Origin of the sequence: Streptosporangium amethystogenes subsp. fukuiense (genome assembly GCF_042665875.1) — a bacterium.
In the GTDB taxonomy this organism is placed as follows: domain Bacteria; phylum Actinomycetota; class Actinomycetes; order Streptosporangiales; family Streptosporangiaceae; genus Streptosporangium; species Streptosporangium fukuiense.
Genome location: NZ_JBHTEE010000001.1, coordinates 731,253 through 756,767, shown reverse-complemented (window position 1 = coordinate 756,767; position 25,515 = coordinate 731,253). Strand labels below are relative to the sequence as shown.

The 25,515-nt window shown below is 68.4% G+C and carries 24 protein-coding genes and 1 pseudogene; 13 read left to right on the top strand and 12 right to left on the bottom strand.

Features of this window, described 5'->3' with window-relative positions; all coding sequences use genetic code 11:
- Positions 1–24 precede the first annotated feature (24 nt).
- From ACFQVD_RS03295 to ACFQVD_RS03280, 4 genes are all read right to left on the bottom strand, one after another.
- Positions 25–705, bottom strand: a complete 681-nt coding sequence (locus tag ACFQVD_RS03295) for an HAD family hydrolase (protein WP_343963484.1) — start codon at positions 703–705, stop codon at positions 25–27.
- 362 nt (positions 706–1,067) lie between these two features.
- A complete protein-coding gene (locus ACFQVD_RS03290; protein ID WP_343963482.1) occupies positions 1,068–3,176 on the bottom strand; it encodes an outer membrane protein assembly factor BamB family protein in 2,109 nt (702 codons plus the stop codon).
- Positions 3,177–3,185: 9 nt separating this feature from the next.
- Positions 3,186–3,311, bottom strand: coding sequence for a hypothetical protein (locus ACFQVD_RS03285; protein WP_386368376.1), 126 nt, complete (start codon positions 3,309–3,311; stop codon positions 3,186–3,188).
- On the bottom strand, positions 3,308–4,015 hold the full coding sequence (locus ACFQVD_RS03280; protein WP_386368373.1) for a MurR/RpiR family transcriptional regulator: 708 nt from the start codon (positions 4,013–4,015) through the stop codon (positions 3,308–3,310). The genes ACFQVD_RS03285 and ACFQVD_RS03280 overlap by 4 nt, the downstream gene beginning before the upstream one ends.
- 714 nt (positions 4,016–4,729) lie before the next feature.
- Between ACFQVD_RS03280 and ACFQVD_RS03275 the strand changes: the two genes are divergently transcribed.
- Both ACFQVD_RS03275 and ACFQVD_RS03270 read left to right on the top strand, forming a co-directional pair.
- Entirely contained in the window at positions 4,730–5,290 is a 561-nt protein-coding gene (locus ACFQVD_RS03275; RefSeq protein ID WP_343963477.1) for a hypothetical protein, read from the top strand.
- A gap of 408 nt (positions 5,291–5,698) precedes the next feature.
- Entirely contained in the window at positions 5,699–7,684 is a 1,986-nt protein-coding gene (locus tag ACFQVD_RS03270) for a WD40 repeat domain-containing protein (protein ID WP_343963474.1), read from the top strand.
- Positions 7,685–7,904: 220 nt separating this feature from the next.
- On the opposite strand, the pseudogene ACFQVD_RS03265 reads toward ACFQVD_RS03270, so the two are convergent.
- Positions 7,905–8,099: pseudogene (locus ACFQVD_RS03265) on the bottom strand (MerR family transcriptional regulator); the annotation flags it as partial.
- 477 nt (positions 8,100–8,576) lie between these two features.
- Between ACFQVD_RS03265 and ACFQVD_RS03260 the strand changes: the two are divergent.
- Complete coding sequence (locus tag ACFQVD_RS03260; protein ID WP_343963473.1) at positions 8,577–8,837, top strand: hypothetical protein; 261 nt, start codon at positions 8,577–8,579, stop codon at positions 8,835–8,837.
- 110 nt (positions 8,838–8,947) lie between these two features.
- On the opposite strand, the gene ACFQVD_RS03255 is transcribed toward ACFQVD_RS03260, so the two are convergent.
- The gene (locus ACFQVD_RS03255; RefSeq protein WP_343963471.1) at positions 8,948–11,323 is read right to left on the bottom strand and encodes a HelD family protein; all 2,376 of its coding nucleotides are present in this window, start codon (positions 11,321–11,323) and stop codon (positions 8,948–8,950) included.
- 509 nt (positions 11,324–11,832) lie between these two features.
- Between ACFQVD_RS03255 and ACFQVD_RS03250 the strand changes: the two genes are divergently transcribed.
- Both ACFQVD_RS03250 and ACFQVD_RS03245 read left to right on the top strand, forming a co-directional pair.
- Positions 11,833–12,363 carry an EF-hand domain-containing protein gene (locus ACFQVD_RS03250; protein ID WP_343963469.1) on the top strand — a complete coding sequence of 177 codons (531 nt, stop codon included), beginning with the start codon at positions 11,833–11,835 and terminating at the stop codon, positions 12,361–12,363.
- A 57-nt stretch (positions 12,364–12,420) separates the two neighbouring features.
- Positions 12,421–13,302, top strand: coding sequence for a class I SAM-dependent methyltransferase (locus tag ACFQVD_RS03245; protein ID WP_343963467.1), 882 nt, complete (start codon positions 12,421–12,423; stop codon positions 13,300–13,302).
- Between the two features lie 308 nt (positions 13,303–13,610).
- Here the strand turns inward: ACFQVD_RS03245 and ACFQVD_RS03240 are convergent, their stop codons facing one another.
- The gene (locus ACFQVD_RS03240) at positions 13,611–14,069 is read right to left on the bottom strand and encodes a MerR family transcriptional regulator (RefSeq protein WP_343963465.1); all 459 of its coding nucleotides are present in this window, start codon (positions 14,067–14,069) and stop codon (positions 13,611–13,613) included.
- Between the two features lie 95 nt (positions 14,070–14,164).
- On the opposite strand from ACFQVD_RS03240, the gene ACFQVD_RS03235 reads away from it, so the two are divergent.
- The 3 genes from ACFQVD_RS03235 (at position 14,165) to ACFQVD_RS03225 (ending at position 17,700) form a co-directional block, all read left to right on the top strand.
- Positions 14,165–15,214 carry an aldo/keto reductase gene (locus ACFQVD_RS03235; protein ID WP_343963463.1) on the top strand — a complete coding sequence of 350 codons (1,050 nt, stop codon included), beginning with the start codon at positions 14,165–14,167 and terminating at the stop codon, positions 15,212–15,214.
- A gap of 245 nt (positions 15,215–15,459) precedes the next feature.
- Positions 15,460–16,257 (top strand): SDR family oxidoreductase, encoded by a 798-nt coding sequence (locus ACFQVD_RS03230; protein ID WP_343963461.1) that lies wholly within the window; start codon positions 15,460–15,462, stop codon positions 16,255–16,257.
- Positions 16,258–16,959: 702 nt separating this feature from the next.
- On the top strand, positions 16,960–17,700 hold the full coding sequence (locus ACFQVD_RS03225) for a VOC family protein (protein ID WP_343963458.1): 741 nt from the start codon (positions 16,960–16,962) through the stop codon (positions 17,698–17,700).
- A gap of 73 nt (positions 17,701–17,773) precedes the next feature.
- Here the strand turns inward: ACFQVD_RS03225 and ACFQVD_RS03220 are convergent, their stop codons facing one another.
- Both ACFQVD_RS03220 and ACFQVD_RS03215 read right to left on the bottom strand, forming a co-directional pair.
- On the bottom strand, positions 17,774–17,914 hold the full coding sequence (locus tag ACFQVD_RS03220; protein WP_343963456.1) for a hypothetical protein: 141 nt from the start codon (positions 17,912–17,914) through the stop codon (positions 17,774–17,776).
- Positions 17,915–17,923: 9 nt separating this feature from the next.
- A complete protein-coding gene (locus ACFQVD_RS03215; protein ID WP_343963454.1) occupies positions 17,924–18,178 on the bottom strand; it encodes a PPOX class F420-dependent oxidoreductase in 255 nt (84 codons plus the stop codon).
- Positions 18,179–18,528: 350 nt separating this feature from the next.
- Here ACFQVD_RS03215 and ACFQVD_RS03210 point away from each other — a divergent pair, with 350 nt between their 5' ends.
- Entirely contained in the window at positions 18,529–19,704 is a 1,176-nt protein-coding gene (locus ACFQVD_RS03210) for a macrolide family glycosyltransferase (RefSeq protein ID WP_343963452.1), read from the top strand.
- Positions 19,705–20,044: 340 nt separating this feature from the next.
- The gene (locus ACFQVD_RS03205) at positions 20,045–20,512 is read left to right on the top strand and encodes a DUF2000 domain-containing protein (RefSeq protein WP_343963450.1); all 468 of its coding nucleotides are present in this window, start codon (positions 20,045–20,047) and stop codon (positions 20,510–20,512) included.
- A 328-nt stretch (positions 20,513–20,840) separates the two neighbouring features.
- Here ACFQVD_RS03205 and ACFQVD_RS03200 read toward each other — a convergent pair whose 3' ends face one another.
- Complete coding sequence (locus ACFQVD_RS03200; protein WP_343963448.1) at positions 20,841–21,245, bottom strand: PPOX class F420-dependent oxidoreductase; 405 nt, start codon at positions 21,243–21,245, stop codon at positions 20,841–20,843.
- Positions 21,246–21,453: 208 nt separating this feature from the next.
- On the opposite strand from ACFQVD_RS03200, the gene ACFQVD_RS03195 reads away from it, so the two are divergent.
- The 3 genes from ACFQVD_RS03195 (at position 21,454) to ACFQVD_RS03185 (ending at position 23,321) form a co-directional block, all read left to right on the top strand.
- Entirely contained in the window at positions 21,454–22,014 is a 561-nt protein-coding gene (locus ACFQVD_RS03195; RefSeq protein ID WP_343963445.1) for a GNAT family N-acetyltransferase, read from the top strand.
- Between the two features lie 196 nt (positions 22,015–22,210).
- Positions 22,211–22,744 carry a sugar O-acetyltransferase gene (locus tag ACFQVD_RS03190; RefSeq protein WP_343963535.1) on the top strand — a complete coding sequence of 178 codons (534 nt, stop codon included), beginning with the start codon at positions 22,211–22,213 and terminating at the stop codon, positions 22,742–22,744.
- 16 nt (positions 22,745–22,760) lie between these two features.
- Positions 22,761–23,321, top strand: coding sequence for a TetR/AcrR family transcriptional regulator (locus ACFQVD_RS03185; RefSeq protein ID WP_343963443.1), 561 nt, complete (start codon positions 22,761–22,763; stop codon positions 23,319–23,321).
- A gap of 281 nt (positions 23,322–23,602) precedes the next feature.
- On the opposite strand, the gene ACFQVD_RS03180 is transcribed toward ACFQVD_RS03185, so the two are convergent.
- Both ACFQVD_RS03180 and ACFQVD_RS03175 read right to left on the bottom strand, forming a co-directional pair.
- On the bottom strand, positions 23,603–24,289 hold the full coding sequence (locus ACFQVD_RS03180; protein WP_343963441.1) for a response regulator transcription factor: 687 nt from the start codon (positions 24,287–24,289) through the stop codon (positions 23,603–23,605).
- A 341-nt stretch (positions 24,290–24,630) separates the two neighbouring features.
- Positions 24,631–25,341: a hypothetical protein gene (locus tag ACFQVD_RS03175; protein WP_343963438.1), complete on the bottom strand. Its 711-nt coding sequence runs from the start codon at positions 25,339–25,341 to the stop codon at positions 24,631–24,633.
- Between the last annotated feature and the right edge of the window lie 174 nt (positions 25,342–25,515).

The window sequence follows — 25,515 nt, the reverse complement described above, 5'->3', positions numbered from 1 at the left end:
GTCTCCTGACGATAGAGGGCGTGCTTAGAACCGGAAGTCGTGGCCGCCAGGCCCGGTGTCTCCTGCCGAGCCGCGTGTGGTGATGCCTGTGGCCTCATGCCCCAGGACGCGCGGCAGCTCGCCCAGGTCGTTGATGATCGCGTCGGGGTGGGCGGCCTGGAGGAAGAATTCCGAACGGTAACCACCGGTGACGGCGATGGCCATGTAGCCGGCGGTGCGGGCGCAGGCTATGTCGTACTCGGTGTCCCCGACGTAGACGAGCCTCGCGTGATTCGCGCGGTGGGCGTCCAGATGTGCGATCTTGTCGTCGGCGTCGGTGACGATGACGTCCAGGTAAGGGGCGAGTCCGGTGCGGTCAAGGTCGCCATGGACGGCTGAGGCGGCCGCGGCGGAGACGACGCCCACACGGGCGCCGGCGGCGCGCAGGCTGCGAAGAAGACACTCGGCCCCGGCGCGGGCAGGTGCCTCGCGGTCGGCGATGGCACGGTTCCACTCCTCGAGCGCGATGTCGGTGTCGGGAACGCCCAGGTCGGTGAGGAAATCGAGCAACGGCAGGCGGAACCGGTCGAGGAACTCCTTCAAGGACAGAAGAGCGAGGCGCCTGCTGGACAGGACGTCGTTGGTGGCGGCGTGCGCGCGATGGGTGTCGTCCATGAGCGTGCCGTTCACGTCGAACAGCACGAGCATGTCGCTGAGGTGGGTCATGAGGTGCAGAAGCTGCTTTCGAGGAGGGGAAGCTCGGCGACGGTGCCAAGGAAGCGGTCGTCGAAGGCCAGCAGATCGCCGGGGCCGCAGGAGAGCGTGACCTGCCGGCCCGCCGACGGTGCCCGCCGGCCACGCGCCCGGCACGGCCGAGGTCGAGATGGACGACGTCATAGAGTCCTGCGGACTCGACCAGCGCGACCTCGGCGCGCGCGCCGTCAACGGTCCGTCCGCGGACAGCCGCAGGTGCTCGGGCCTGATGCCCAGCGTGTTGTGACCATGGCCGGTGGGGGCTAGGGCGATCGCGGATCCGACCGGCAGTGCGGCGGTCACCCGTTCGTGCGGCGGCACTGACGCATAGGATGTCATCCCAGCACCCGCCGGTCGATCGCGAGCACGCCGCCGTCGACGCCGACGGCCAGCAAGGTATCCCCCGTCACCGCCAGGGACGCGGCGATCGGAACATCCAATTCGATGTCGTCGCGACGCTCTCCGGTCTGCGCGATGACCACGTGGATCCGCCCATCGAGGCCGGGTACCAGCAGGAGCTCCGTACCATCCACGGTCACCTGTGAGGGAGAGGCGAAGACCGGGTGCGGTGTGACCGCGTAGCTGGTCATAGAGAAGGGGCCGGCGGCCTGGAAGGTGGTCCGCCAGATTTCCGCGCCGTCCCTCCTGTTCAGCAGCACCAGGTCGGTGCCCCCGTCCACGACCGCGATGCCGTGCGGCACCGCCACTGGAGTCGTCGGCACGAACCCCCTGCGGTTACGCACCTGCCACAGGACCTCGCCGCTTCCGCCGTCCACTTTGACGACGCCTTTGCTGGTCGGGATGTACAGGTCGCCCTTGTCGAGGAGCGGCGTGCCGACCGGGGAGGCACCTTGCCGCAGCCGGTCGGCGAGCGAGGCGGTCGAGTAGCCGGTCGGCCAGACGGTGGCGCCGGTGTCGACCTCCAGGCAGATCATGGTGGGCGGGACGCCCAGGCTGCCGACATGGACGAGGTCTCCGGACACGACTGGGGCCGCGTTGCCGACCAGGTTGATGTGCGGGGCCAGGTCCACGCGCTCCCAGCGCGGCTCGCCTGTGCGGGCGTCGAGTGCGCGCAGGTGCGCCAGGTCACCCACGATGACCAGGTCGCCGGCCACGACGGGCGGAGTGAAAGCGAACCTCCGCAGCGGATCGGGTGAAGTGGTACGCCACCGCTCCGTCCCGTCGGCAAGATCCAGGCCGACGACGTCGCCGGACACCTCGACCGCGATGACCACGTCCGCGTGGACCGCGGGCGTCCCCTTGACCGCCGAACGCAGTGCCGTACGCCATCGCAGCGATCCGCAGGCCAGGTCGATCGCGTCGACCCCGCCCGCGGCTCTGTCCTCGTCGACGACAGCGGACAGGACCAGATCTTCGGCGACGCGGACGGCGGCCCGCTGTCCGGGGCCGGGAAGCTGGTGCCGCCAGCGAACCGGGCGGGGCACCGCCACGGCATGGATCGGCGCGGAGAAGGTGGAGCGTTCAAGACCTGCGGGGGCGACCGCTCGGGTCTCCAGCGTGATCCGCTCGCCGTCCCAGGTCACCACCCGGTAGGACGGCGGGCTGTAGTCCAGGCCCGCGAAGAGCGGCGTGGGCGTGTTGACGTGCAGCGTTCCGCCGACCTCAATGACCCTTGAGGTGTGCCAGTGGCCGGAGAAGGTGGCCAGCGGCTGGTGGGGCAGGCCTTCCAGGATCGACAGGCCGGGCTGGTCGTGGCTGAGCAGGATCCACGGCGTCCCCGCGGCGAGCGACTCCAGGTCGGCGCGCAGCCAGGCGTCCTGGAGTTCATGATCCAGACCCAGTTCGTGGGTGTGCCAGTCGAGCGCCGCCACATGCAGGCCCGGCAGGTCGAAGGAGTACCAACGCGGGCCTACGTTGCGCTCGTAGCCCGAGGGGTCTCCGGTGTTGATCAAGTAGTTGTTGCGGGAGGTCTCGAACCCGTGCCTTCCCGCCATGTGGTCGTGGTTGCCGGGCAGCAGATGCACGGGAACGGGGCTGTCGTGGACGGCGAGGCGGAGCGCCTCGTACTCGGCGTCCACTCCCGAATCGGTCAGGTCGCCGGTGGCGATCACCGAGTGCAGTCCCGGCACTCGCTCGGGCAGGCTCCTCAGGAACTCGGCCAGCCCGTCGCGGCTGCCCATCTCGACTGGTTCCTGGTAGAGCCTCGCACCGTTGTCTGTGCTGATGTGCGTATCGGAGATATGAACAAACCGGTAGAGGTCGGGCTGGTTGTCGGGTGTCAGCGTGAAGGTCACCTCGGCGGCCGTGGCGGGCACGAACCAGGGCGCGCAGGTCCAGCCTGCCGGACGGGTGAGGAAGACGAACGGACCTTGGGGAACGATATGGAACCTTCCGTCGGCGGAGGTGGTGGTGAGAGTGATCCCGTCGCTCAGGGTCACTCCCGCACGCGGACGGCCCAGATGGTCGACGACATATCCGATCATGGTGATCCTTCAGATCCGATGGTCGGTGAGGGCATCGGCGGTGGCTGCCAGAGCCTCATTGCTGGTGCGGCTTCGCAGTGCTATCAGGGTGAAGATCGCGTCCAGCACGACGAGGTGGACGACCCTGCTGGTCATCGACTCGATGCGGTACGCGGTCTCTCACTCCCCGCGACCAGCAGGTGGTCGACGAGCTCGGTCAACGGGGAGCTGGCGAAGCTGGTGAGCGCGACGGTCGTGGCCCCGCTCTGTCGGGCGGCGCGCATGGAAGCGAGCGTCTCGGTGGTCGACCCGGTGTGGGAGATCCCGAAGCAGACGTCGCCTGGGCGTAGCATGCGTGACGTCACGTGCTGAACATGCACGTCGGCCGGAAACGACGCGGGCAGGCCGATCGTGGTGAGCCGGTAGGCCACATCGGCGGCCAGCGGGGCGGAGGTGCCGACCGCGATGAACAGGATCCGCGGCGTCCCCGTGAGAAGCTCCGCGACCGCGCCCAGCCGGTCGGTGTCGACGGTCTGCGCCGCGTCTTGAAGGGCGACCGCCGAACCGGTGAGTACCTTCCGCGCGACCTCGGCCGGCCCGTCACCGGAGGCTACTTCTGCCAGCAGCTGCCGCTCGGCCGGGATGGACTCGCGGGCTAGCCGCAGTTTGAGGTCCTGGAAACCTCGCAGCCCGAGGCTCTGGCAGAAGCGCATGACGCTCCCCACTGAGCTGCCCGACTCCTGAGCCATCTGGGTCACCGAGCGATGGATCACCTCAAGGGGTGCGGCGAGCACCGTCCGTGCGACCCGCTGCTCCGACGGCGACAGGTCCGGCGCCGACGAGCGGATAAGTTCAAGCACGTTCATGCTGGTAGCAGTTGTTTCAACCACGCAGGGGACGTTAGGCGGCCCAAATGAACCGGCGAGGAACACAACGCGAAGAACGGAAAGATAATCCAAACTTAGCGGCCTGCTGGAACATCGCTCCATTCGCCGCGTGTCACACGTTGGCGGTGTCGGGGTGGTGAAGCCGAGGAATCGTGTGCCGGCCCCGGTCGGGGATGACTCGGTCCGGTGCTGGGCGCCGCCCTGGCAGAGGGGCCTGCTCACGCGGGGGTGGCGCCATACACCGGCTCAGGCGCCTCAACCGCTCGCCGGGCCGGAGTGGTCTCGCGGCGACGGGTCCTGGGCGCCGCCCGGTGCCGCTCCGGGAACGGCTGACCGTAGACGACCTCGGGTTCCGGCGAATCCACGGGTACACCGCCCTGACCTGCTCGAACAGCCCGTACCGCTAATGGCTGTCCCGGCGTTCCAAGCGCCGCAGACCGCCCATCTCACCGCCGAGGCCGGCAGCCCCTGGAGCCGCTACGCACCAGGCTACGACCACATCCGGTGACCCTTCGCAAACCGAACATGCGACAGTCGATCACGCGAGGTCCCCGGCGTCTCACCTCCTGAGGCGAAGATGGTGTTATGACAGCATCCTCCGGGCCACGCTCCCCTTCTGAGATTCGTGACTACCTCGTCGGCCGGCTCAACCAGGCACTTCGCCGCCCTGGATTGTTCGGCGGGGAGATGGCTCTGCAGCTGCTACTCGATCACCTCGTCTACGTCGAGCGCCAGGACGAGGCGTGGACCGAGGAGCGGCAGGCGCTGGAGTCTCGCGGAACCCTCACCTCGATCGGCGTGACAGGAGCGTTCAGGGCTTTGGTGCCAGGTGATTACGAATACGGCGTTGCGTCGGTCTATGCGGAGTTTGTCCGCGCTCGTGGGTGGCTGGAAGCAGACAGGGTGCTTACGGCCGACGAGCATGAGTCCATGCGCCAGAAGCTCAGCACCTGGGTTGCCCAGGATCGCCTGCTCAGCGAGGTGCTTGAGACCTTCGGTCCGCCTTCGGTGCTCTTCGGCGGCAACAACCCCCTCTACGGCAAGACACTCGGCTACCTGACCGAGCAGGCGAAGAAGCCGATGCTCTTCTTCCACCTCTGGAACGGAACCGACCTCGAAGCCGAGTCGACCTGGCCGCCGATCTATGGCGAGCCCATCCTCCTCGCCGTCCGCTGCGGGAAGGGGCCATTCAGGGACACCTTCACCTTCACACCGGAAGGGAAGAAGCGCCGCCCTGCCGCTGAATGACCTACGGCCAAGCCGCAGCCACTATGCCCCATCGACGGCTACGTTCGGTGAAGCTGACAGCCCTCCGCCAGATCGAATACGCGACGGTTGATTACGCGAGGTCACCAGTGCGGGCCCCCTCTTGAGGTGCTGGAGTGATCCACAAGCCGTTTACCAGTACCGGCCCCTAACCTCGTCATGGGCTCTGGTATCTGGCGCGACCAAGGCCAAGCCTGCGGACGCCGGTAACGGCAAAGGGAGGAGATGGTGAGCCCCGAAGACAGCCGGTCGGCCACCGCCGCGCGGATCAGCGATTGCCCGCGAGGCGGATCGGCCACGCGTGACCTGTCCGATCTCCGTATGGAGAGGATTGAGCGAGCGATTCGGGGCGGGCGGCTGGATGCGTTCCTGTGGAACGGTGCTCGCCCTTTGATCCATGCCGATCCCGATCGGTTGTTCCCGACGCTGGACAAGGTCGGTGGCCAGTGGGCCAAGTGCTACCGCACGGCCTACCTGGCCTCGGGAGAGGAGTTCTCCCGGGCCGTTCCCGATGTTCGCAGGTGGCTGCTGCAGGTGCACGCGGCCCGCTACGGCGCGACCGGTGAGCCGCGCCTGGAGTCGGAGCACGACGCCTGGCGGGTCGCCTGGGCTGGCGGCATGCAGTGGAATGAGCAGGTACGCCCCTCTTGGGACAACCAGACGGGTGGGGTGTGCAGCGTGGCTGCGGGAATGGTGGGCGGGATGCCCGTCGCGATCACCGGCAGCGACAACGGCGTGCTGCGTTCTTGGGATCTGCGTACGGCCCGGCCGCTGCGCGAGAGGCGGCTCGGGCGGTACCCGGTGGAGACGGTGGCGTTCATGGGCGACATCGTTCTCGTGCCCTACCACGGTCGCCTGGAGGCGTGGAATCCGGTCACCGGCGAGTCGTGGACGTTTGACGCCGTTCACCAGGCCTGGCCCCTGGCGACGGTCAAGGATGTCGGGAGGTTCCTCATCCTGACCGTGCGCTACGACACGGTGCGGGTCCGCGGTGGGCGGAGGGTGTGGACGGTCGGGCACGGTGCCGCGGTCAACGGCGTGGCCACGGTACGGCTGGACGGCCGTAAGCGAATCGTCACCTGCGGCGACGACGCAACGGTGCAGATCTTCGACCTCCGCACCGGGAAGCGGTATGGCGAGCCGCTGACCGGCCACGTCGGACCGGTGCGTGCGGTGGCGACCGCTCATGTGGCAGGGCGCCCCGTCGCCGTCACCTCCGGTGAGGATGACACGTTGCGGATCTGGGACCTGCGTACCGGCAGACAGCGTGGGAGATCCGTGCCCGGCCGGGTCACGGCTGTGGCCACCGCCGAGGTGAACGGTCGTTCCGTCGCGGTCGCCGGGGCCGCCGGAAGGCGGGGGCGGGTGTGGGACCTACGCACGGGCGAGGAGTGGGGCAAGCCGCTCGGCGAGTCCGGCCGGGGCATCGCCACGGTGGGGCATCTGGCCGTTACCTGCGCCTCCTCCGGGGCCGTACGAGTATGGGACCTGCGCACCCGCCGGAGCAGGCCCCTCCCTGGCAATCCCCGGGTCGGGGCCGTCGCGCTCGGCGTCGCCTACGGGCGGCCCGTCGTCGTCTTCGCGTACGAGGAAGGCCGCTGGTTCGGCGTCAAAGATCTGGCCGATGGCACGCGCCATTCCGGAAAGTTCACAAGCCAGGGCTCCTTGATCACGGCGGTGGCAACCGCCACGGTCGACGGCCGGTGTATCGTCCTCGCCGCCGGAGGGAACGACGGCTTGATCCGGACGTGGGGCATGGAAACCGGGGAAATCCAGGTCCTATCCGGCCACGTCGGTGCCGTACACGCGCTGGCGGCCACCGGCTCCACCGCCGTCAGCGGCGGGGAGGACGGCCTGGTCGGCATCTGGGACCTGCGGACCGGCGAGTCACGATGCGCGGTGTCCCCCTGCGCGATCGACGCGGTCGCCGTCACGGGCCGGACGATTCTCACCGGTGGCTCCGACGGGACGACCCGGCTATGGGACGTGCGCACCGGTGAGCGGCTGGGGAGTCTGCCCACCGGCGTGGTCCACGCGGTCGCGGTAGAGGGCGACCTCGCCCTCGTCGGAGGCGGAGGCCTGCGGCTGTGGGACCTGCGCGACGGCCGGGACCGGCCGTTGGCGGGCCACGCGGGCGCGGTGACAGCGGTGGCGATCCGAGGGCGGCAGGCCGTATCCGGAGGCTGGGACCGGACCCTCAGGATGTGGGACCTACGGACCGGGAAGCAGACGGCGCCCCCGGTGCGATTCCCCTGGCCGATCTCCGCTCTGGCCTGGCATCCGGACGGGCAGCTCGTAGTGGGCATCTCCTGGGAGATCGCTGTCCTTGAGCCCGGCCCGGCCGCTGCTTTTGGGAGCGAGCCGGAAGCCGGTTGATCAGCCGACCGAACGGTTCGGATGGATCATTCGACAAGGCGACGGTTACCGCCAAGGCCGGGCGGCGCTCGTCCGGGAGCGCGCCCCCCGCCGAAAACGGACACGAACTCCAGGTTCACCGACAGGAACGTGCCCGATCATGGTCCGCGCAAGCCCCCGTCACCCGTGCCCGGTCTCCGTTCGTGGCCGTGCCGCTTCCGGTGGTGGGCGTGACCCGGCCTCAGGGTTCGCGGGCGCGGAGGTAGGCGTCCAGGTCGGCGGCGCCGGTGAGCATGGCGCGGCCCCGGGCGGACAGGCGGGCCTGCCAGTCGTGCAGGGTCGGCTCCGGCGGAGCGGACCTGGGCGATCAGCGGGGCGATCTGCTCCAGCAGGTGCCGCCCCGCCTGAGCTGGTGGGCCAGCCGGACGTCCCCGCCGCTGCCCGGTAGCTCGAAGACGCCGGCAGCCACCTTCCCAGCGACCAGTAAGGCACCGTTGGGCTGGGCGTACTCAATCGCGTGTACCTGGCGGCGCGACTCCTACCGACACTTCCACGCTGTGCACGGAGGTCCTTGGGGGAACTCTGACCTGCATATCCGTTGAGAATTTCGCCGATACCACCGGGCTCCGGAAAAGGGACGACGACCGATGCCACGAGGCCCGTGGTGCCGCTCGGTGAGAGCGGGTTTCGGTGATCTGCCACCGGACGATCCACGAGACCGGATCGGTGAGGAAACCGGCGTTGAAACGTTGACCCGGGGTGACGCCGGGTGACCGGCCAGAGTTGTCGTTCTGTCCTGTGCGCTCACCGCCGTTGCCCTTTTCCGGCTTACTTGGTTTGTCCCTCATATTGGGTGTAAGGCTCCGCCTAGATCGATACGCTCCGATAACCGGATCACGCGGAGGTGGAGAGCATGGCGAAATGCAACGGCTGCGGCAATGAGGTGTCAGAGGGAAGGCTCTGCGCATTGTGCGCCGCGAAGATGATCAGCTACCACGACGGGGACTACAATGACGAAAACGACCCCGCCGTAAAGCTCTACCGCGAGACCGCCGCCAAAATGAACTCGCCGAAACCTCCCTCGGGCGGGTGCGCTCTCGTCTTGCTCGCCATCACGTCCCTTTCCGCCCTTCTCGCCGCCGCGGGGATCGGTATGGAGAACTTCATCGGTTAAGCCCGGCACCGTTCAGCCCCGGTTCGGGGGCCTCGATCTGGGCGCCGCTGGGCGTGGCCGGTGCCGGGCAGGTGCCCGACGTGGAGACGGTCAAAGAGCACGTCGGCTCGCTAGCGCCACTTCCCGTTCCGTTGCCGATCGAGCCTCGCGTCCAGCACCCGCGGCATGGCCGACGGCGGCGTGAGCTCCGCGGTGTGCAGCACGCCCAGCCGCCGGGTGGCACGGGTCAGGGCGACGTACAGGTTGTTGAGCCCGCGCGGCGACTCGGCGACGATCAGGCCCGGCTCGACCACCAGCACCTCGTCGAACTCCAGGCCCTTGGCCTGCCTGACGTTCAGCACGACGACGGGGCTGGGCGCACCGGGGTCCTCACCGACGGACACTTCCGGCACACCCGCCGCGATCGCGAGGCCGAGCGGCTCCAGCAGCGAGTCCGGCGTGATGACCGCCAGCCGCCGGTCGGTCAGCCCGGCGGCCTCGATCGCGACGACCTCGATCAGCCGGTCGGCGAGTTCCTCCGGTGACACGCGAAGCCCCCAGGGCTCGACGCCGCTCTCCCGTACCGAGACGGGCGCCTCAAGGTCTGCGCCGATCTCCGCCAGCACCTCGGTGGCGACGGCCATGATCTCAGCCGGCACCCGGTAGTTCCGGGTGAGGTTCTCAAGCCGCCAGCGCCCCTTGACGTAGGGGTCGAGCACCCGCCCCCAGGACAGGGTGCCGGCCAGGTCCCCGCTCTGCGCCGTGTCGCCGACGACGGTCATCGACTTGGCCGGGCATCTCCGCATCAGCAGCCGCCAGGCCATCTCCGACAACTCCTGGGCCTCGTCGACGATCACGTGGCCGAACGTCCAGGTCCGGTCGGCGGCCGCGCGCTCGGCCGAGGTACGGTGGTCCGCCTCCTGGTGCCGCTCGGCGAGCCTGTCCGCGTCGACCAGGTCGTTGACCGTGAGTATCTCGGCCTCCTGGTCGTCCTCCAGATCGGTGGCCCGCGACCCCATCGCGACGTCCAGCACGCCCTGGGCGTAGGAGACCCGCTCGCGCCGTTCGTACTCCTGCCGGATCCGCTCCGCCCGGGTGTCCTCACCGAGCAGTTCGGCCGCCTCGTCCAGCAGCGGCACATCGGCGGGCGACCAGCCGCCGCCGGGCTCCCGCAGCAGCAGCGCCCGATCCTCGGGGGTGAACCCCGGCGCCGCCGAGGCGATGCGGTCCGAAGAGCCGAACAGATCCGTGAGCAGCCGCTGCGGCGTCAAGTCGGGCCAGAGCTCATCGAGTGCGGCCAGGACCGCCTCGTCGGTGAGCATCTCCCGGCGGATGCTCTCCACCTGGCCGTCGTCCAGCAGACGCTCACCGTCGAACGGATCGGTGCCGACACGTTCGGCGTACTGCTCGGCGAGGACCCTGCTGATCTCCCGGACCACGAGCGGTCTGGCCGGGTTGTGCGGGGACAGCGAGCCCCGCGCCAGGTCGCGTGCCCGCTCGCAGGTCCGCCGGTCCAGGCGCAGCGTCTCTCCCTCGTACTCCACCTCGAGGTGGTCCCCCGGTACCCACTCGCGATCGCGTACGGCGGCGGCGACCACCTCGGCCATCGCCAGCCGGCCCTTCACCTCGGCGGTCTCGGGCGTCTCCTCCCGTTCCGCGGTCACCCCGGGATACAGCCCGCCGACGGTCGACAGCAGCACGCTCGTCTCGCCCAGTGCGGGAAGCACGTTCCCGATGTATCGCAGGAACGTGGTGTTCGGTCCGACCACCAGCACCACCCGCCGCGCCAGCTGCCGCCGGCGGGTGTAGAGCAGGTAGGCCGCCCGGTGCAGCGCCACCGCGGTCTTTCCCGTCCCCGGTCCCCCCTGCACGACGAGCACCCCGGTGTGCTCGGACCGGATGATGCGATCCTGCTCGGCCTGGATCGTCTGGACGATGTCGGTCATCCGGCCGGTCCGGCCGGCGTTCAGGGCGGCCAGCAGGGTGGCCTCGCCCGCGAGCCCCTCGTGCCTGGCCCCCGCCGCGGATTCGAGGTCGAGCAACTCGTCATGGATCTCGGTCACCGTACGGTCGCGGTCCTTGATGTGCCGGCGCAGCCGGACGCCCTCCGACGTGACCGCGGTGGCGAGGTAGAACGGGCGGGCGGCCGGGGCCCGCCAGTCGATGAGCAGCGGGGCCGTGTCCTCGGCGTCCTCGGCGTCCTCGGCGTGCCCGGCGTCCCCGGTTTCGCTGAGCAGGCCCATCCTGCCGATGTGGCGGCACTCACCGTCGAGCATGTCGAGCCGTCCGAAGCACAGGCCGTGCTCGGCCGCGTTGAGCCGGGCGAGGCGTTCGGCGTAGGCGGCGTGCGCGGCGTCCTTCTCGACACGTGCCTGGGCGTTGCCACCGGAGGTCGCGAGCACCCGCGCCAGCCGTCCGGTGACGTGTTCGCGGAGCTCGTCGAGCCGGCCGTACAGCATCGACACGTACTCCTGCTCCGCACGCAGCGCCTCGCTTGACAACAGCACTCCTCGTGGTATCATTAACCGATAGACGTGTGTGTTTTATGGTTGCGAACGATCAGTAGCGTAGCTCTCGTCGGCACGCCCGTCCAACCTCTCCCGCGCTCGTCACCGGACAGCGGTTCTTCCCGCCCCCATGCCTCGAACGTCATCGCGGGTTCTGCGGACCGCCGCTGATCGTCGAACCCTCCCCGGGCACTCCCGCCGTCACGCGGACCACCCGCCACGGCCTCGATCGACCCGGCCCCGGACAACTGAGCGCCATCACCGAACCCCGCGATTACCGCATTTCACACCATCCATCTGGTGAACAGCCGACCAGAGCGGCGACGCAAGCAGCCTGAACAATTAGGCTATTTGATATTTAATGGCAATTATTCCGTTGGTCGTATTCGACCTCTTCGGCCGCCAATCACATCGCAAACATCCGGGTCATCGCCCGGCATGGTCGTGTACAGTCGGAGCCCTGTTCTCGGCCCTCATTGCGAGTGGCAGCCAAAGAAAGGCAACAGGAGATGCAGAAAGCAGCCATCGATCGGGTAAAACTCATTTTCGTCCTGCTCGACGCGGACGGCACCGGCCACCTCGAAGCCGAGGACTTCGAACTCATGGCGACCCGTGTCATCACGGCGGCCCCCGATTCCGACGACGCGACCAAAGCCGCCATGCTGGCCGCTTTCCGGCGCTATTGGACGACCCTCGCCGCCGAACTGGACGCCGACCACGACGGCCGTATCAGCTTCGAGGAGTACGCCGCGTGCGTCCTCTCCCCTGAGCGGTTCGACCCGGCGATCACCGACTTCGCCGAGGCACTGGCCGCGCTGGGCGACCCGGACGGCGACGGGCTCATCGAGCGGCACGTCTTCATGGCGCTCATGACGGCCATCGGCTTCGAGCGTGCGAACATCGACGCCCTCTTCGACGCGTTCGGGCCGTCGGACGCCGACCAGATCATGGTCTCGGTCTGGGCCACCGGCATCAAGGACTACTACCATCCGGAAAAAATCGGAATTCCGGGCGATCACCTGGTCGGTGGGCCGATCTGATCGGAATTACGGCAGCTGAAACGTCCGGCCTTCGAGGTAAGGAATAGAGGAGGACTCGTGCCGGGTGTCGAAAGCGGTGTCGGCCTGACCGCCCTCATGGTCGCCGCCGCGCGGGCGATCGAGACTTACCGGCCCGACGCCCTGGCCGGCGACGCCTACGCCGAGCACTTCGTACGCGCCGCCGAGGTGTCCGCGGCCTGGCCGGTCCGCCCGGCGGAGGTGCCGGACGGGGACGCCAACCCCCTGTGGGGCAGGCTGGGGCGTTACTTCGGCCTGCGCACCCGAGTCCTCGACGACTTCCTGATCCGCTCCGTCCACGCGGGCGCCCGGCAGGTCGTTCTGCTCGGCGCGGGCCTCGACACGCGGGCCTTCCGGCTCGACTGGCCGCCGGGCCTGGTCGTCTACGAGATCGATCGCGAGGGCGTCCTGGCGTTCAAACACCGGGTGCTCGACGACCTCGCCGCCGCCCCGGCGGTCACCCGCCGCCCGATCGCCGCCGATCTGCGCGAGGACTGGGCCCGGTCGCTGCTGAACACCGGCTTCGACCCGGCCGTGCCGACCTCGTGGCTGGCCGAGGGCCTGCTGCTCTATCTCCCACCGGCCGCCGAGCGGTGTCTCATCGACACCGTGAACCGCCTGAGCGCCGAGGGAAGCACCCTGGCCTTCGAGGTCAAGCTGGGGGTGGAGTCCCCGGAGGTCCGCACCGGCCCCGTCTACCTCGCGACCAGGCAGCAGATCGGCATCGATCTGCTCGCCCTGTTCGACAGGGAGCCGCGCCCCGACTCCGTCGGCCACCTGCGGGAGTCGGGCTGGTCCACCGCGACCCGCACCCCCTTCGACTTCACCCGCCACCACGGTCGCGGCCCACTACCTGAGCCGAACGACGCCCTGGCAAGCAACCGCTGGGTGTTCGCCAACAAACCCGGCATGCACCTCTGATCGGCTTCTCGGCCGTGAACGCCTGATGTCACACCGCTGATGCCCGGGCCACAAATCTCTGGAGTCAACCTCCAGCGAGTACCGCAACGTTTTCGTGGGCAAGCGTTGGACGCGTCGCTGCTGATCGATCGGCTGGCAGGTCGGCGCCGACGCGCTTCCCATGGTCCACGCCTTGAAAGCCGGCAGATCACCTCCGCAGAACCGGTTCTTCACCCTCAACGTCGAGGAGCCGACAACCGCGGGGAGTGTACGGAAGCGAACCTTTTCCTTGGTGACGTGTGCCTCTGATTCGTACTCCCACCCTCAACTCACAGAGGTGACACACCATGCTGATCCTGCTCTTGCCGCTCAGGCAGTGACGACGCATCGCATCCCTGTTTGGCGGGGCCGTGTTCGAGGTGGTCCTCGTACACGCCGACCTTGAAGGTGATCAGGTCCAGGCACCGGGTCAGCCTGTCCATCTGGGCGAGCACCTGCTCCCGGTGCCGGCGCAGCAGCGCGAGCCGTTCTCCCTCGGTGCCGGAACCCTGCCTGACGAGGTCGGTGTACCGGCGGATCTCGGGGAGGGGCATGCCGGAGGTGCGGAGGATGACGCAGAGCCGCAGCCACTCCACGTCGTCCTCGCTGTAGAGACGACGTCTGCCGGGGCCACGGCTCACGGGATTGGCCAGGACGCCTTCACGCTCGTAGAAGCGCAGCGTGTGCACGCTCAAACCGGTGCGTTCGGCGACCTGTCCGATGCTCAGATCCTGTTCGACTTTCGGCATGCCCTTCACCTTAGGGGCTTGCCCTAGAGCCGACTCTAGAACCTAGAGTACGCCGCATGATCACCCCGGTTTGCGACCACTAAGGGAGTTTGACCATGCACTACCGCGTTCTCGGTGGTACCGGCATCGAAGTGAGTGCCCACTGCCTTGGAACCATGATGTTCGGCGCTGTCGGCAACCCCGACCACGACGAGTGTGCCCGCATCATCCATACAGCCCTCGATCAGGGGATCAACTTCGTCGACACCGCGGACATGTACTCAGCGGGCGAGTCGGAGGAGATCGTGGGAAAGGCGTTGCGCGGCCGCCGTGACGACGTCGTGCTCGCCACCAAGGTGCACTTCCAGATGGGCGAGGGCCCGAATCGCAGCGGTAACTCCCGGCGCTGGATCGTCAAGGAGGTCGAGGAGAGCCTCAGGCGCCTGCGCACCGACTGGATCGACCTCTACCAGATCCATCGCCCCGACCACACGACCGACATCGAGGAGACGCTCGGCACGCTGAGCGATCTGGTGCACCAGGGCAAGATCCGCGCCTTCGGCTGCTCCACATTCCCGGCCGAGGAGATCGTCGAAGCGCATCACGTCGCCGAGCGCCGCGGCCTGCTGCGCTTCAGGACCGAGCAGCCGCCGTACTCACTGCTGGCCAGGGGCATCGAGACCTCCGTGCTGCCGGTCTGCCAGCGGCTGGGAATGGGGGTGCTGACCTGGAGCCCGCTGGCCTCGGGCTTTCTGACCGGCAAGTACCGCAAAGGCCAGCCCATCGATCTCACCACCGGTCGTGCGGCACTGACACCGGCACGCTTCGATCCCTCGCTTCCGGTGAACGCCAGCAAGCTGGACATCGTCGAACAGCTCGTGGAGGTCGCGGACGGCATCGGCTGCTCGCTGCCCGAACTGGCCGTGGCCTTCACCGTGGCACATCCCGGCGTCACCTCGGTCATCGTAGGGCCGCGAACGATGGACCAGCTGGAGACGCTGCTGAAGGGCGCCTCACTCACCCTCGATGACGCGACCCTTGACCGGATCGACGAAATCGTGCCGCCCGGGACCAACGCCTACCAGCCGGACGGTGCCTGGCGCCCACCGGTGCTGGCCGACACCGCCCGGCGCCGCCGTCCGCTCGCGAACCGTTCCGCGGCCTAGACCGACTCCTCCGACCCGGTGCGAGGGCACCGTCGCCATCGGCGACCGTCCCACCTCACTTCTCGGCCCTGTCCTGAACACCCACGTCCGCGTCCTCGGACAGTGGTGATCGGTCTATCCGAGGGTGTGGACGGCGACGTAAGATCAACGCCGATGCTCAGCTGTCCGCCTCCCTTCCGGCTGCCGCGCACCGCCCCTGCGGGATCGCGACCGGTGCGGCGGGGAGAACGTCTTCGGGAGTGGCCATGCGGAAGGCAGTCGTCACCGGCAGCACCAAGGGAATCGGTTTCGCGCTAGCCCGCGAACTGCTCCGGCGCGGGCACTCCGTACTCGTCTCGGGCCGTACCCAGGCGGCGGTGGACGACGCCGTCGAGCGGCTGCGCCCGGAGGCGTCCGGAAAGGCCACGGTTCACGGGCGCGCCGTGGACGTCACCGATGCCGAGCAGGTCGAGGCGCTGTGGAGCGCCGCGGTGGAGGCGCTCGGCGGGGTCGACCTGTGGATCAACAACGCCGGCGTCGCCCACACCACCCGCCCCATCATCGAGACCACACCCGACGACGTCCGCGCGATGGTCACCACGAACATGCTCGGCACCGTGTACGGCGCCCAGGTCGCCGTCCGCGGCATGCTCGCCCAGGGCGGCGGCCAGGTCTTCAACGTCCTCGGCGGCGGCAGCGACGGTAGCGTCCGTCCGGGCATGGGCGTCTACTCGGCCACCAAACGCGGCCTGGACTCCTTCACCCGGGCACTGGTCAAGGAGGTGGCCGACACCGGCGTACGAGTCGGGCAGGTCAGACCCGGCATCCTCATCACCGAGGGATGGCTCCGGGAGGCCGCCGCCGCCCCGGACCAGGTGGACAGACAGCGCAGGATCCTCAACATCCTGTGCGACCACGTCGACGACGTCGCCCCCTACCTGGTCGAGCGGATGCTGGCCGGCACCAGGAACGGCGACGCCATCGCCTGGCTCACCACCGGCCGGTTGACCCGGAAGTTCCTCATCCCCCGCAGGCGAGACATACTCGGCCGCTACGGGCTCTGAGGCCGGCGGCTTTGGATGCCCCAGAGCCGCCACACTTTCCGTGCCCTCCTCTGGGAACTTCCGGGCAGGGCTAGCGAGTCGCCCCTCGCGAACCAAGGACGACGCGCAGCGGCGTTGGTTCCACGGATAGCCATCTGACCGCGCATCTACCCGCAAGCATTGGTTGTGAATAGCATAAACAACTGATTTACTTATTTATGGCACCAAGAGGGCGGCAGTCCGGAGTGGCCTTTCGGTGGCGAGATTGAAGCTTCATCTATGTAACGCTCCGTGTGATGCGACGACTGAGCTTCCCCCCGTAGCACGGCCACCTCACCTGAGTTGACCCTGTGTCGGCTGGGAAGGAAGTGCTTCGCGCCTGCACCTCACTCGTCTGAGTTCCGTGAGCGCGCCATCGCGCTGGCTCGACTGCGCAGGAGGGCCGCGACGGCGTTCTCCCATGGTTCCGCAAGGGGGTGGACTCGATTGTGGCGCGAGCCTGCCGGCCGAGGCCGCGTTCCATCAGTGACATGATCGTGATTTGGCGACCATCGAGGAGGCGATTGCCGCCCCCGCGGTGCGCGGCCATGGTTTCAGCGGCCTCGGTCCAGGGGCCGATTCGTGCCAGGGCCCTGGCGCCGTGCGGCCGGTGATCGAGTTGATCTCTGTTTGGCGACGGTACCTGCGGATGTCGTTGCAGAGTGGGTGCATAGGATCGCCGGCATGGCACTGCGACCTGTTCAGGTGAACATAAAGGCGCTTGATGACTCGGCGGTCGGCCGGTTCTGGGCGGAGGCGCTCGGCTGGAGTGCTTACAGCCCCGGCGTGACCACCTACGTTGGACCCGTCGGCGACTTCGTCTGGCCGGACCCGGTCGCCGTCTGCGTCGACATCGTTCCCGTCCCGGAACCCAAGACGACAACAAAGAACCGCGTGCACCTCGATCTCGCCACCACCTCCGCGGACCATCAGGCGGACCTGGTCGCGCGTCTGCAGGATCTCGGCGCGACGCTCGCCGATGTGGGCCAGGGCGACGTGCCGTGGACGGTTTTGGCCGACCCGGAGGGCAACGAGTTCTGCGTGCTGGAGCCTCGGGAGACCTACCTGGATACCGGGCCGATCGCCGCGGTGGTGGTCGACTGCGCGGATCCGCGGGCCATGGCCCGCTTCTGGGGCGAGGCGATGGACTGGACCCTGCACGAGGTGACCGACGATCATGCGGTGTTGCGCTCCGCCAAGGGGGTCGGCCCGTATCTCGAGTTCCTCCGCACGCCCGGCGTGAAGACCGTGCCAGACCGCGTCCATCTTGATCTGCTGCCCTACCCCGGTGACGACAAGGCAGCGGAGGTGGCTCGGCTGCGGGCCCTCGGCGCCACCGACCTCGACCTCGGCCAGGGCGACGTCCCGTGGACGTGCCTGGCCGACCCGGAGGGCCACGAGTTCTGCGTCCTCGCCCCGTCCTGACGCGGAGCCTAACGACACCCCGACACGTGAGCCTTGTGTGCTCATGTGCCCTCCCCGGCGCCGGCGGTCGCCGTCAGATCACATCGCGGCTGTCGTAGCCCACCCCCTCGATCTTCCAGGCCACGATCCGCCGTGGGTGGATGCGGACGGTCTCCCTGTCGAAGACCACGAGCATGGGCGGGTCCAGTTCCACGATCTCGGCGTGCCCGCGCACTTCGATGCCTCAGCCGCGCTGGCCCAACGCGTTGGGTGTTTCCGTTTCGTCGTCGACCACGAACGAGACCCGTGCGTCACGCTGAGCGTTGCGGAACTTTCTGCTCCGTGTGAATGCCGGGCCGCCTATGTCAATGGTTCCCGTGTCCAGGTTGATCCTGAAGGTCACGGGATTGACCTGTGGCGCACCGGTGGGGTCAATGGTGGCCAGACGGCCCAGAGGCTGGTCGACGAGGTACTTCAGCTCGGCGTCTGTGAAGATCATGCCCTTCACTGTGCAACCTCGACCATGATTGAGGTCAAGCGAATCCCGCATACGGGGATTCCCAGAGGCTTCGCCAGGGGTGGCCGACTACGCGACAGGCGTGATGATCCCCCTTGTCGCTATCGAAAGAAGTCGTCGTAAGAACAAGCCGCAGCAGTAATTCGGTTGGCTGAAACGGGTGGGCAGGTTAGGCTCTCGCGCGTGATCTATTTTATTCGCCTGCGCTCGGCCTGACACGGCGCGACCGCCGGGCCTGCCCGCCGTCGGGCGGCCCCTTTTGAGCGACCCTGCCCTTCGGGTCTTCTCCTGCGCGCCGTCGGAACACCTCGTTCGAGAACCGACAGGACATCATGCGTACCCGCGAACACATCGCCATGATCGGCTGCACCGCGCCGAGTCACATCTATCCTTCGCTGGCCCTCATCACCGAACTCGTATCCCGTGGACACCGGGTGAGCTACGCGGTCGGTGAGGCCCTGACCGGGCTGGTGGAACCCACCGGCGCCGAAGTCGTCGCCCATCCCTCGCTGCTCCCGACCAGCGAGGCCGACTGGCCGGACGACCCCGCTTCGGCCATGCACGTCTTCCTCGACGAGGCGATCGCGGTGCTGCCGCACCTCATCGACCGCTACGACGACGACCGGCCCGACCTCCTGCTCTACGACATCGGCGGGCTGCCCGCACCCGTGCTGGCCGTGCGGTACGGCATCCCCGCCGTGCAGCTCTCCCCCACGCTCGTCGCGTGGGACGGCTACGAGCAGGATCTGGCCGAATCCCTCGACGCGATGCGGACGTCGGAGTCGGGCGAGCGCTACCACACGGCGCTCACCGCCTGGCTCCGCGACAACGGCATCGAGCGGGACGCCTGGGACTGGCAGGCACGCCCTGACCACGCCCTCTCCCTGATCCCGCGCGCGATGCAGCCCAACGCCGACCGGGTGCCGTCGAATGTCCGGTTCGTGGGGCCGTGCCTTTCTCCCCGGCGGCTGGCGGAGACCGGTTGGACGCCGCCCGCCGATGGCAGGCGGGTGCTGCTCGTCTCGTTCGGCACCACCTACAACGACAGGCTCGACATCTACCGGGCGTGTCTCGAAGGTTTCGCCGGTTCGGACTGGCACGTGGTACTCGCGGTGGGCGGATGCGTCGACCCCGCGGATCTCGGTCCGCTCCCGGACGGCTTCGAGGTGCACCGCACCGTGCCGCAGCTGGCCGTACTGGCCGAGGCCTCGGCGTTCATCACCCACGCGGGAATGGGCGGATGCGTCGAGTCGCTGTGGTTCGGCGTGCCGACCGTGGCGATCCCCCAGGCCGTGGACCAGTTCGGCAACGCGGCCATGCTCGAACAACTCGGTGTCGGAAGGCATCTGCCCACCGAGAAGGTCACGTCGGCGACCTTGCGCTCCACGGTCGAGGAGGTCGCGGGATCGGCGGAGGTGGCCGCCCGCCTGGCGGAGATCCGTGCGACCGTACGGGCTGACGGCGGCGTCGACCGGGCCGCGCAGGCGGTGGAGTCGTTCCTGAGTTGACCTCTCGGCCTCGCGGGGCAGGACCGCCCCGCCCCGCGAGGCCGGCGTCACGACGGTGCGGTGACCCGGAACCGCGCCGAACACCTCCTCACCGCCCGGCGGTGACCTCGGACAGCGGACGACCAGCGCGGCACTCGGCCGCCGTGCTCAGCGGCTTCTCCGCGAGGTGCGGGAGCGGTCGGCGCCGGCAGGCTCGATGCAGCGGGACTGGACGTGCTCGTAGACCGTCGCGGTCTGCACGTCCACGACCTCACGGCGTTCGGTGAGGCGATCGATGACTTTGGCTCTCCCGTCTCGTCCTTCTCGCCCCGTTCGCGCCGCAACCTCAAGGAGCTCTCCGGTGTCCACTCCGCAACTGTCCAGTGCGGACATCCGTACCGACCTGTCGACCCGGCAGGCGAAACTCAAGTGGGTCATCGTCGTCGACGAGACCCTGCCCGCCGGCCGCCTGGTGAACGCGGCCGCCTGCGTGTCCGCGACCGTCGGCAAGATCCTTCCCGACCTGGTGGGGCATGACGGCAAAGACGCCTCCGGTGGCCGCCACCCGGGCCTGCCCTGGGCGGGCTGCTCCATCCTGGCCGCCGACTCGGACACCCTTCGCGCCGTTCGGGCCAGGGCCGCGGCCCAGGGAGACGAACTGCTGATCGTCGACATGCCCCAACTCGCACAGACCTCGCGCGTCTACGACGAATACCTCGACCGGCTCGCCGACACCGGGGGCGAGGAGCTGACCTACTGCGCGCTCAGCCTCGTCGGCCCTCGCAACAGGATCGACAAACTGGTCGGCAAGCTCAGCCTGCTCCGCTGAGCCGCATCGTGACAACCACCCGTCGAACACCGCGTCCTCCGCCAGGCAGCGCACCTCTCGCCGGCTCAGCTGCCGAAGAACCGATTGATCAGCGGTTTGCGAGATACGTCGGCCGGGCCATACGCTGCCGCGAAAAGCACCGGCAACGCCACTACCAGTGGTCTGTTAAATCCGGGTGTAGAGGTTGAGAGCGCGCCCGGCTCCGACGGCGGTGAGCAGGCGCTGGAGTTCACCGGATGACCGCCTGGCGACTGCCTCCCGGTAACGCGGCCCGGCAGGCCCGGGAGCCGTTCCGCACCGAGCCGCCCCCCGATGCGGGCGGTTGCCGTCAGATCACATCGCGGCCGTTGTAGCTCACCCCCTCGATGTTCCAGGCCACGATCCGCCGTGGGTGGATGCGGATGGTCTCCCTGTCGAAGACCGCGAGCATGGGCGGATCCAGTTCCACGATCTCGGCGCGTCCGCGCACTTCGATGCCTCGACCGCGCTGGCCCAGCACGTTGGGTGTTTCCATTTCGTCGTCGATGACGAACGAGACCCGTGCGTCGCGCTGAACGTTGCGGAACTTTCTGCTCTGTGTGAATGCCGGACCGCCTATGTCAATGGTTCCCGCGTCCAGGTTGATCCTGAAGGTCACGGGATTGACCTGTGGCGCACCGGTGGGGTCAATGGTGGCCAGACGGCCCAGATGCTGGTCGACGAGGTACTTCAACTCTGCGTCGGTGAAGATCATGCCTCCACCGTGCAACCTCGACCATGACTGAGGTCAAGCGAATCCCGCATGCGGGGATTCCCACACGATCAAGATCGTCGCCCGTGTGCCCTGTCACCGAGACACGCCACCGATCCCACATCGGCCGGTCTCGGGGGTGACGGGTCAGACGGGTTGCCGCCGTGGATATTCCGTGGCGGCCCCGGCCGCTGACGGTGAGGATCGGGGCATGCCTGTCTTCCTGGAGACCGAGCGGCTCGTGTTGCGTGCGTTCACCGAGGCCGACGCCGACCACCTGCTCGTGCTGGACAACGATCCCGGCGTCATGCGCTTCATCAACGGCGGCCGGCCGACGAGCCTTGAGACGATCCAGGCGTGGACCCTGCCACGGCTCCTCCATGTCCACCCGGGCTTCGGGACCCGTGGCTACTGGGCCGCGGAGGAGAAGAACACCGACGCTTTTCTGGGCTGGTTCGAGTTCAGGCCCCTGGCCGACCACAGCCCCACCGTGGTCGAACTCGGCTACCGCCTGCACAGGGCCGCCTGGGGCAGCGGCTATGCCACGGAGGGATCGCGGGCCCTGATCCGCAAGGGCTTCACCGACCTCGGGGTGGAGCGGGTGACCGCGAACACCATGGCGGTCAACACGGGATCCCGGCGGGTGATGGAGAAGGCGGGCCTGTCGTTCGTCCGGAGTTTCACCGGGGACTGGCCGGAGGCGATCGAAGGCTCCGAGCATGGCGAAGTCGAGTACGAACTCACCCGGACCGAGTGGGAGCAACGGCGCTAAACGTCAGCCGATCCATCCGGCCCCGCCGCCCACGACCGAGGATCCTCAGACGTCACCACATCCGAAACGCGCCAAACCGCAGACAGAAGCCATGTGTACGATCGTACACATGCTGCTGTAGGTTCGTTCCGTGACTGACGCACCCGCTCCGTCCCGCGACTACTTCGCCGGTGATTCCCGCAGCAACCATGAACGCATGCTCGCGGGTGATCTCTACATCGCCGACGATCCCGAGATCTTCGAGCAGCAGCAGCGTGCCGCGCAGCTGTCGGCCAGGTTTCTCGCGGCGTACGGCGACGACGGACTCGCCGCGCAGGAGATCGCCCGCGAGTTGTTCGGCAGCCTCGACGAGACCGCGTTCGTGCGCGCACCGGTCTACGTCGACTACGGCAGCCACATCACGGTCGGCGCGCGCACGTTCGTCAACGCGGGCCTCACCGCCCTCGACGTCGCCCCGATCACGATCGGAGCGGACTGCCAGATCGGTCCGCATGTTCAACTTCTCACCCCGACCCATCCCGTGGAGCCGCAGCCGCGCCGTGACAAGCTGGAGGCGGCGAAACCGATCACGATCGGGGACAACGTCTGGCTCGGCGGCGGCGTCATCGTCCTTCCCGGGGTCACCATCGGCGAGAACTCGGTGATCGGCGCGGGAGCGGTCGTCACCAGGGACGTTCCCGCGAACTCACTCGCGGTCGGCAACCCGGCGCGGGTCGTGAAGTCGATCTAGTCCACGAGGAGGCCAGGTGACGGTCCGGCGCACCGAACCCGACCGGCGGAGTCGGCTGATCGACGTCACGTTGGACCTGATCGCCGAGGCCGGGGTGGCCGGCACGTCGCATCGAAAAATCGCCGCCCGGGCCGGCGTACCGCTGGGCTCGATGACCTACCACTTCGACGGCATGGACGAGTTGCTGTTCGCGGCGTTCTCCCGCTTCGCCGAGACGATCATCACGCGCTTCGAGGAGCGGCTCAGCGCGGCGACAACGATCGACGAGGCCGAGGAAGCGGTGGTCAGCCTCATCCACGACGACCTCACCGGGCCGCGGGCGGCACGCGACCGGGTCCTCACCTTCGAGCTCTACACCCTGGCGGCCCGCGAACCCCGCTTCCGCGCGATCACCCACGAGTGGATGCGCCGCAGCCGCGTCGAACTCGAACGTCACTTCGACCCCGACACCGCACGCCAGGTCGACGCCCTCATCGAAGGGCTCACGATTCATCGCGGCCTCGACCCTGAACCGCCCAGCCGCGGTCTTACCGAGGACGCAGTGGCCAGGATCACTGCCCGCAACGCCAGGCGATAGGTCTCTCATCCTGAGCGGCAACCTGTTTCCACCACTGACCGAACACGATGTCGGGCTTCCGCCCGCCTGAGTGGCGACTGACGACCGCGCCGAGCAGATGAAACCTGCGTGCCGAAGAGAAAGCGGGAAAGGCGAAGCTCGAAACCGGCCGCGCTCGTGCCCGCAGGGGCGGCGGGCACGACGCTCGGCGGCCAGGTTGACCATCGCCGCACACCAGATGAGCGACCTCGGCACGTACAGGGCCGTGCCCCCGCAGCCGGCGGCGCTCACCTGGCGGCGGCCTATCGAACCGAGTTCGCCCGGCCGGGCGGCCCGCTCGTCCCCCGGTAGCGGATCAGGCCGAGTTCGGTCAGGTCGTCGGACCAGAGCCAGCCCGCCTCCTTGGCGATCCTGACCGCCTCCACGCGCGTGCGGGCGTCGACCTTGGCGAGGATCCGTGCCAGGTAGTTGCGCACCGTGCCGCCGGACAGGCAGAGCCGGTCGGCGATCTCGCCGACCGGTGCGCCCTCGGCCGCGGCCTGCAGGACCTCCAGTTCGCGCGGGGTGAGCGGGTTCGGTTTCGCGTTGAGGGTGGCGACGGCCAGCTCGGGGTCGACGACCCGCTGGCCGGCGGCCACCCGGCGTACGCAGTCGGCGAGCTGGCTCGCCGGGGTGTCCTTGACCACGAAGCCGCGCACCCCCGCGTCCAGCGCGCGGTGCAGCGCGGCCGGGGTCGCGAGCCCGGTCAGGATCACCGTGGCGCACTCGGGGAGCCTTCTGTGCAGTTCCGCGGCGGCGGTGAGCCCGTCGGTGCCGGGCAGGCCGATGTCGAGGAGTGCGACGTCCGGCCGGTGGTGCAGGCAGGAGTGGACCACCTCGTCGCCGTGACCGACCTCTCCCACGACCTTGATGTCGTCCTCGGTGGAGAGCAGGGCGACCATGGCCCCCCGGACCAGGTGCATGTCCTCGGCGATCAGGACGCTGATCATGAATCGTCTCCCCGTCGTCTCACGGTGTGCTCGCGCCTGGCCCGGGACCACTACCCACCCGCGAGGAGACTACCCACAGAATTCAGCCGATTACTCCGCACCAGCGTTAAACACCGAAACGCCCGACATAGGGCTATCCTCCTTACGAGGGAGGATTGCCGTCACCGACGCCATCCGAACCACGCTCCGTGGGCCCTGTAATGGTGTGGACATATAGCTCGAATAAGTGCCGACTGTTTCAACACCCCGTCGACTTGTCCTCCACTGACGACTCCTTGAGGGTGTTCACGGACGCGGTGTACGGGCATCCGGATCCGGTCGAGTGGTTTCCGGACAGGCGGTCACCGGCCCCCGGGCGACAACGACCCGGCTGAAGGCCCGAGGAGGTCGACCTCGATGCCGAGGCCGCGGCGCTCGGCTTCCCGGTAGGCGAGCCAGGCCAGGGCGAGACGGAGCAGCGGGGCGCGCGACCAGGTGGCGACCAGGACGATGTCGGCGCGGGCGGCGACCTCTGCGGCCGTGCCGACGCTGTGACCGCCGTGCCGGGCGGCGAACGAGGCCGCGCGGGCCGGATCGATGTCGTGTACGACCAGGCCGCCCACGCGACGGAGCCGTCGCAGACCGAGGACCATCAACTCCGCCTGGGCACCCGCGCCGATGACGCCGAGAACCGCCCCCTCCCCGGAACCGGCGGCGGCCAGGACGTGGGTGCCGAGCGCCGCGGCCAGCCCGGTTCGCCAGGCGGTGACGGTCGCCGAGTCGAGCAGCGCGAGCAGTTCGCCGTCCTGGCCGCTGTGCAGGCAGATGACCCCGCGCAGAGCGGGCCGGGCTCCGGGAAACTTGGCGTTGACCTTGACCGTGTAGGCGTCGATCCCGGGCAGCAGCCCCGGGATCAGCGCGGTGGCCGTGCCGGGGAACGGCAGGTCGGTGTGGATCCGCTGCCCCGGGACGGCCGCGGCGCCGCTCCGGACGAAGCCCTCGCGCAGCGCCTCGATGCAGGCGTCCGGGTCGAGCAGGGCGATCAGGTCACGGTGGGCGAGAATCCGGGTCATGTGGACGATGATCCCGGTTCGCCATGAATTGCCCGGATCCGGACCCCGCCCTCGTCGGCAACCCGATATGCCGACAACTTTTATCTCATACCCCTAGATCACTCCAATCTCGCACTCAGCCTCCTTATGGGACATATGCCAATATTTCAAGCTATAAAGGATGGGTAATACTCG

Coding starts and splice junctions, on each gene's coding strand:
- ACFQVD_RS03215 (WP_343963454.1), bottom strand. CDS start 18,178: ATGATCTTCACAGACGCCGAGCTGAAGTACCTCGTCGACCAGCCTCTG.
- ACFQVD_RS03195 (WP_343963445.1), top strand. CDS start 21,454: ATGCCTGTCTTCCTGGAGACCGAGCGGCTCGTGTTGCGTGCGTTCACC.
- ACFQVD_RS03190 (WP_343963535.1), top strand. CDS start 22,211: ATGCTCGCGGGTGATCTCTACATCGCCGACGATCCCGAGATCTTCGAG.
- ACFQVD_RS03275 (WP_343963477.1), top strand. CDS start 4,730: ATGGCTCTGCAGCTGCTACTCGATCACCTCGTCTACGTCGAGCGCCAG.
- ACFQVD_RS03175 (WP_343963438.1), bottom strand. CDS start 25,341: ATGACCCGGATTCTCGCCCACCGTGACCTGATCGCCCTGCTCGACCCG.
- ACFQVD_RS03235 (WP_343963463.1), top strand. CDS start 14,165: ATGCACTACCGCGTTCTCGGTGGTACCGGCATCGAAGTGAGTGCCCAC.
- ACFQVD_RS03285 (WP_386368376.1), bottom strand. CDS start 3,311: ATGACCAGCAGGGTCGTCCACCTCGTCGTGCTGGACGCGATCTTCACC.
- ACFQVD_RS03250 (WP_343963469.1), top strand. CDS start 11,833: ATGCAGAAAGCAGCCATCGATCGGGTAAAACTCATTTTCGTCCTGCTC.
- ACFQVD_RS03260 (WP_343963473.1), top strand. CDS start 8,577: ATGGCGAAATGCAACGGCTGCGGCAATGAGGTGTCAGAGGGAAGGCTC.
- ACFQVD_RS03225 (WP_343963458.1), top strand. CDS start 16,960: ATGGCACTGCGACCTGTTCAGGTGAACATAAAGGCGCTTGATGACTCG.
- ACFQVD_RS03180 (WP_343963441.1), bottom strand. CDS start 24,289: ATGATCAGCGTCCTGATCGCCGAGGACATGCACCTGGTCCGGGGGGCC.
- ACFQVD_RS03290 (WP_343963482.1), bottom strand. CDS start 3,176: ATGATCGGATATGTCGTCGACCATCTGGGCCGTCCGCGTGCGGGAGTG.
- ACFQVD_RS03230 (WP_343963461.1), top strand. CDS start 15,460: ATGCGGAAGGCAGTCGTCACCGGCAGCACCAAGGGAATCGGTTTCGCG.
- ACFQVD_RS03210 (WP_343963452.1), top strand. CDS start 18,529: ATGCGTACCCGCGAACACATCGCCATGATCGGCTGCACCGCGCCGAGT.
- ACFQVD_RS03240 (WP_343963465.1), bottom strand. CDS start 14,069: ATGCCGAAAGTCGAACAGGATCTGAGCATCGGACAGGTCGCCGAACGC.
- ACFQVD_RS03200 (WP_343963448.1), bottom strand. CDS start 21,245: ATGATCTTCACCGACGCAGAGTTGAAGTACCTCGTCGACCAGCATCTG.
- ACFQVD_RS03295 (WP_343963484.1), bottom strand. CDS start 705: ATGACCCACCTCAGCGACATGCTCGTGCTGTTCGACGTGAACGGCACG.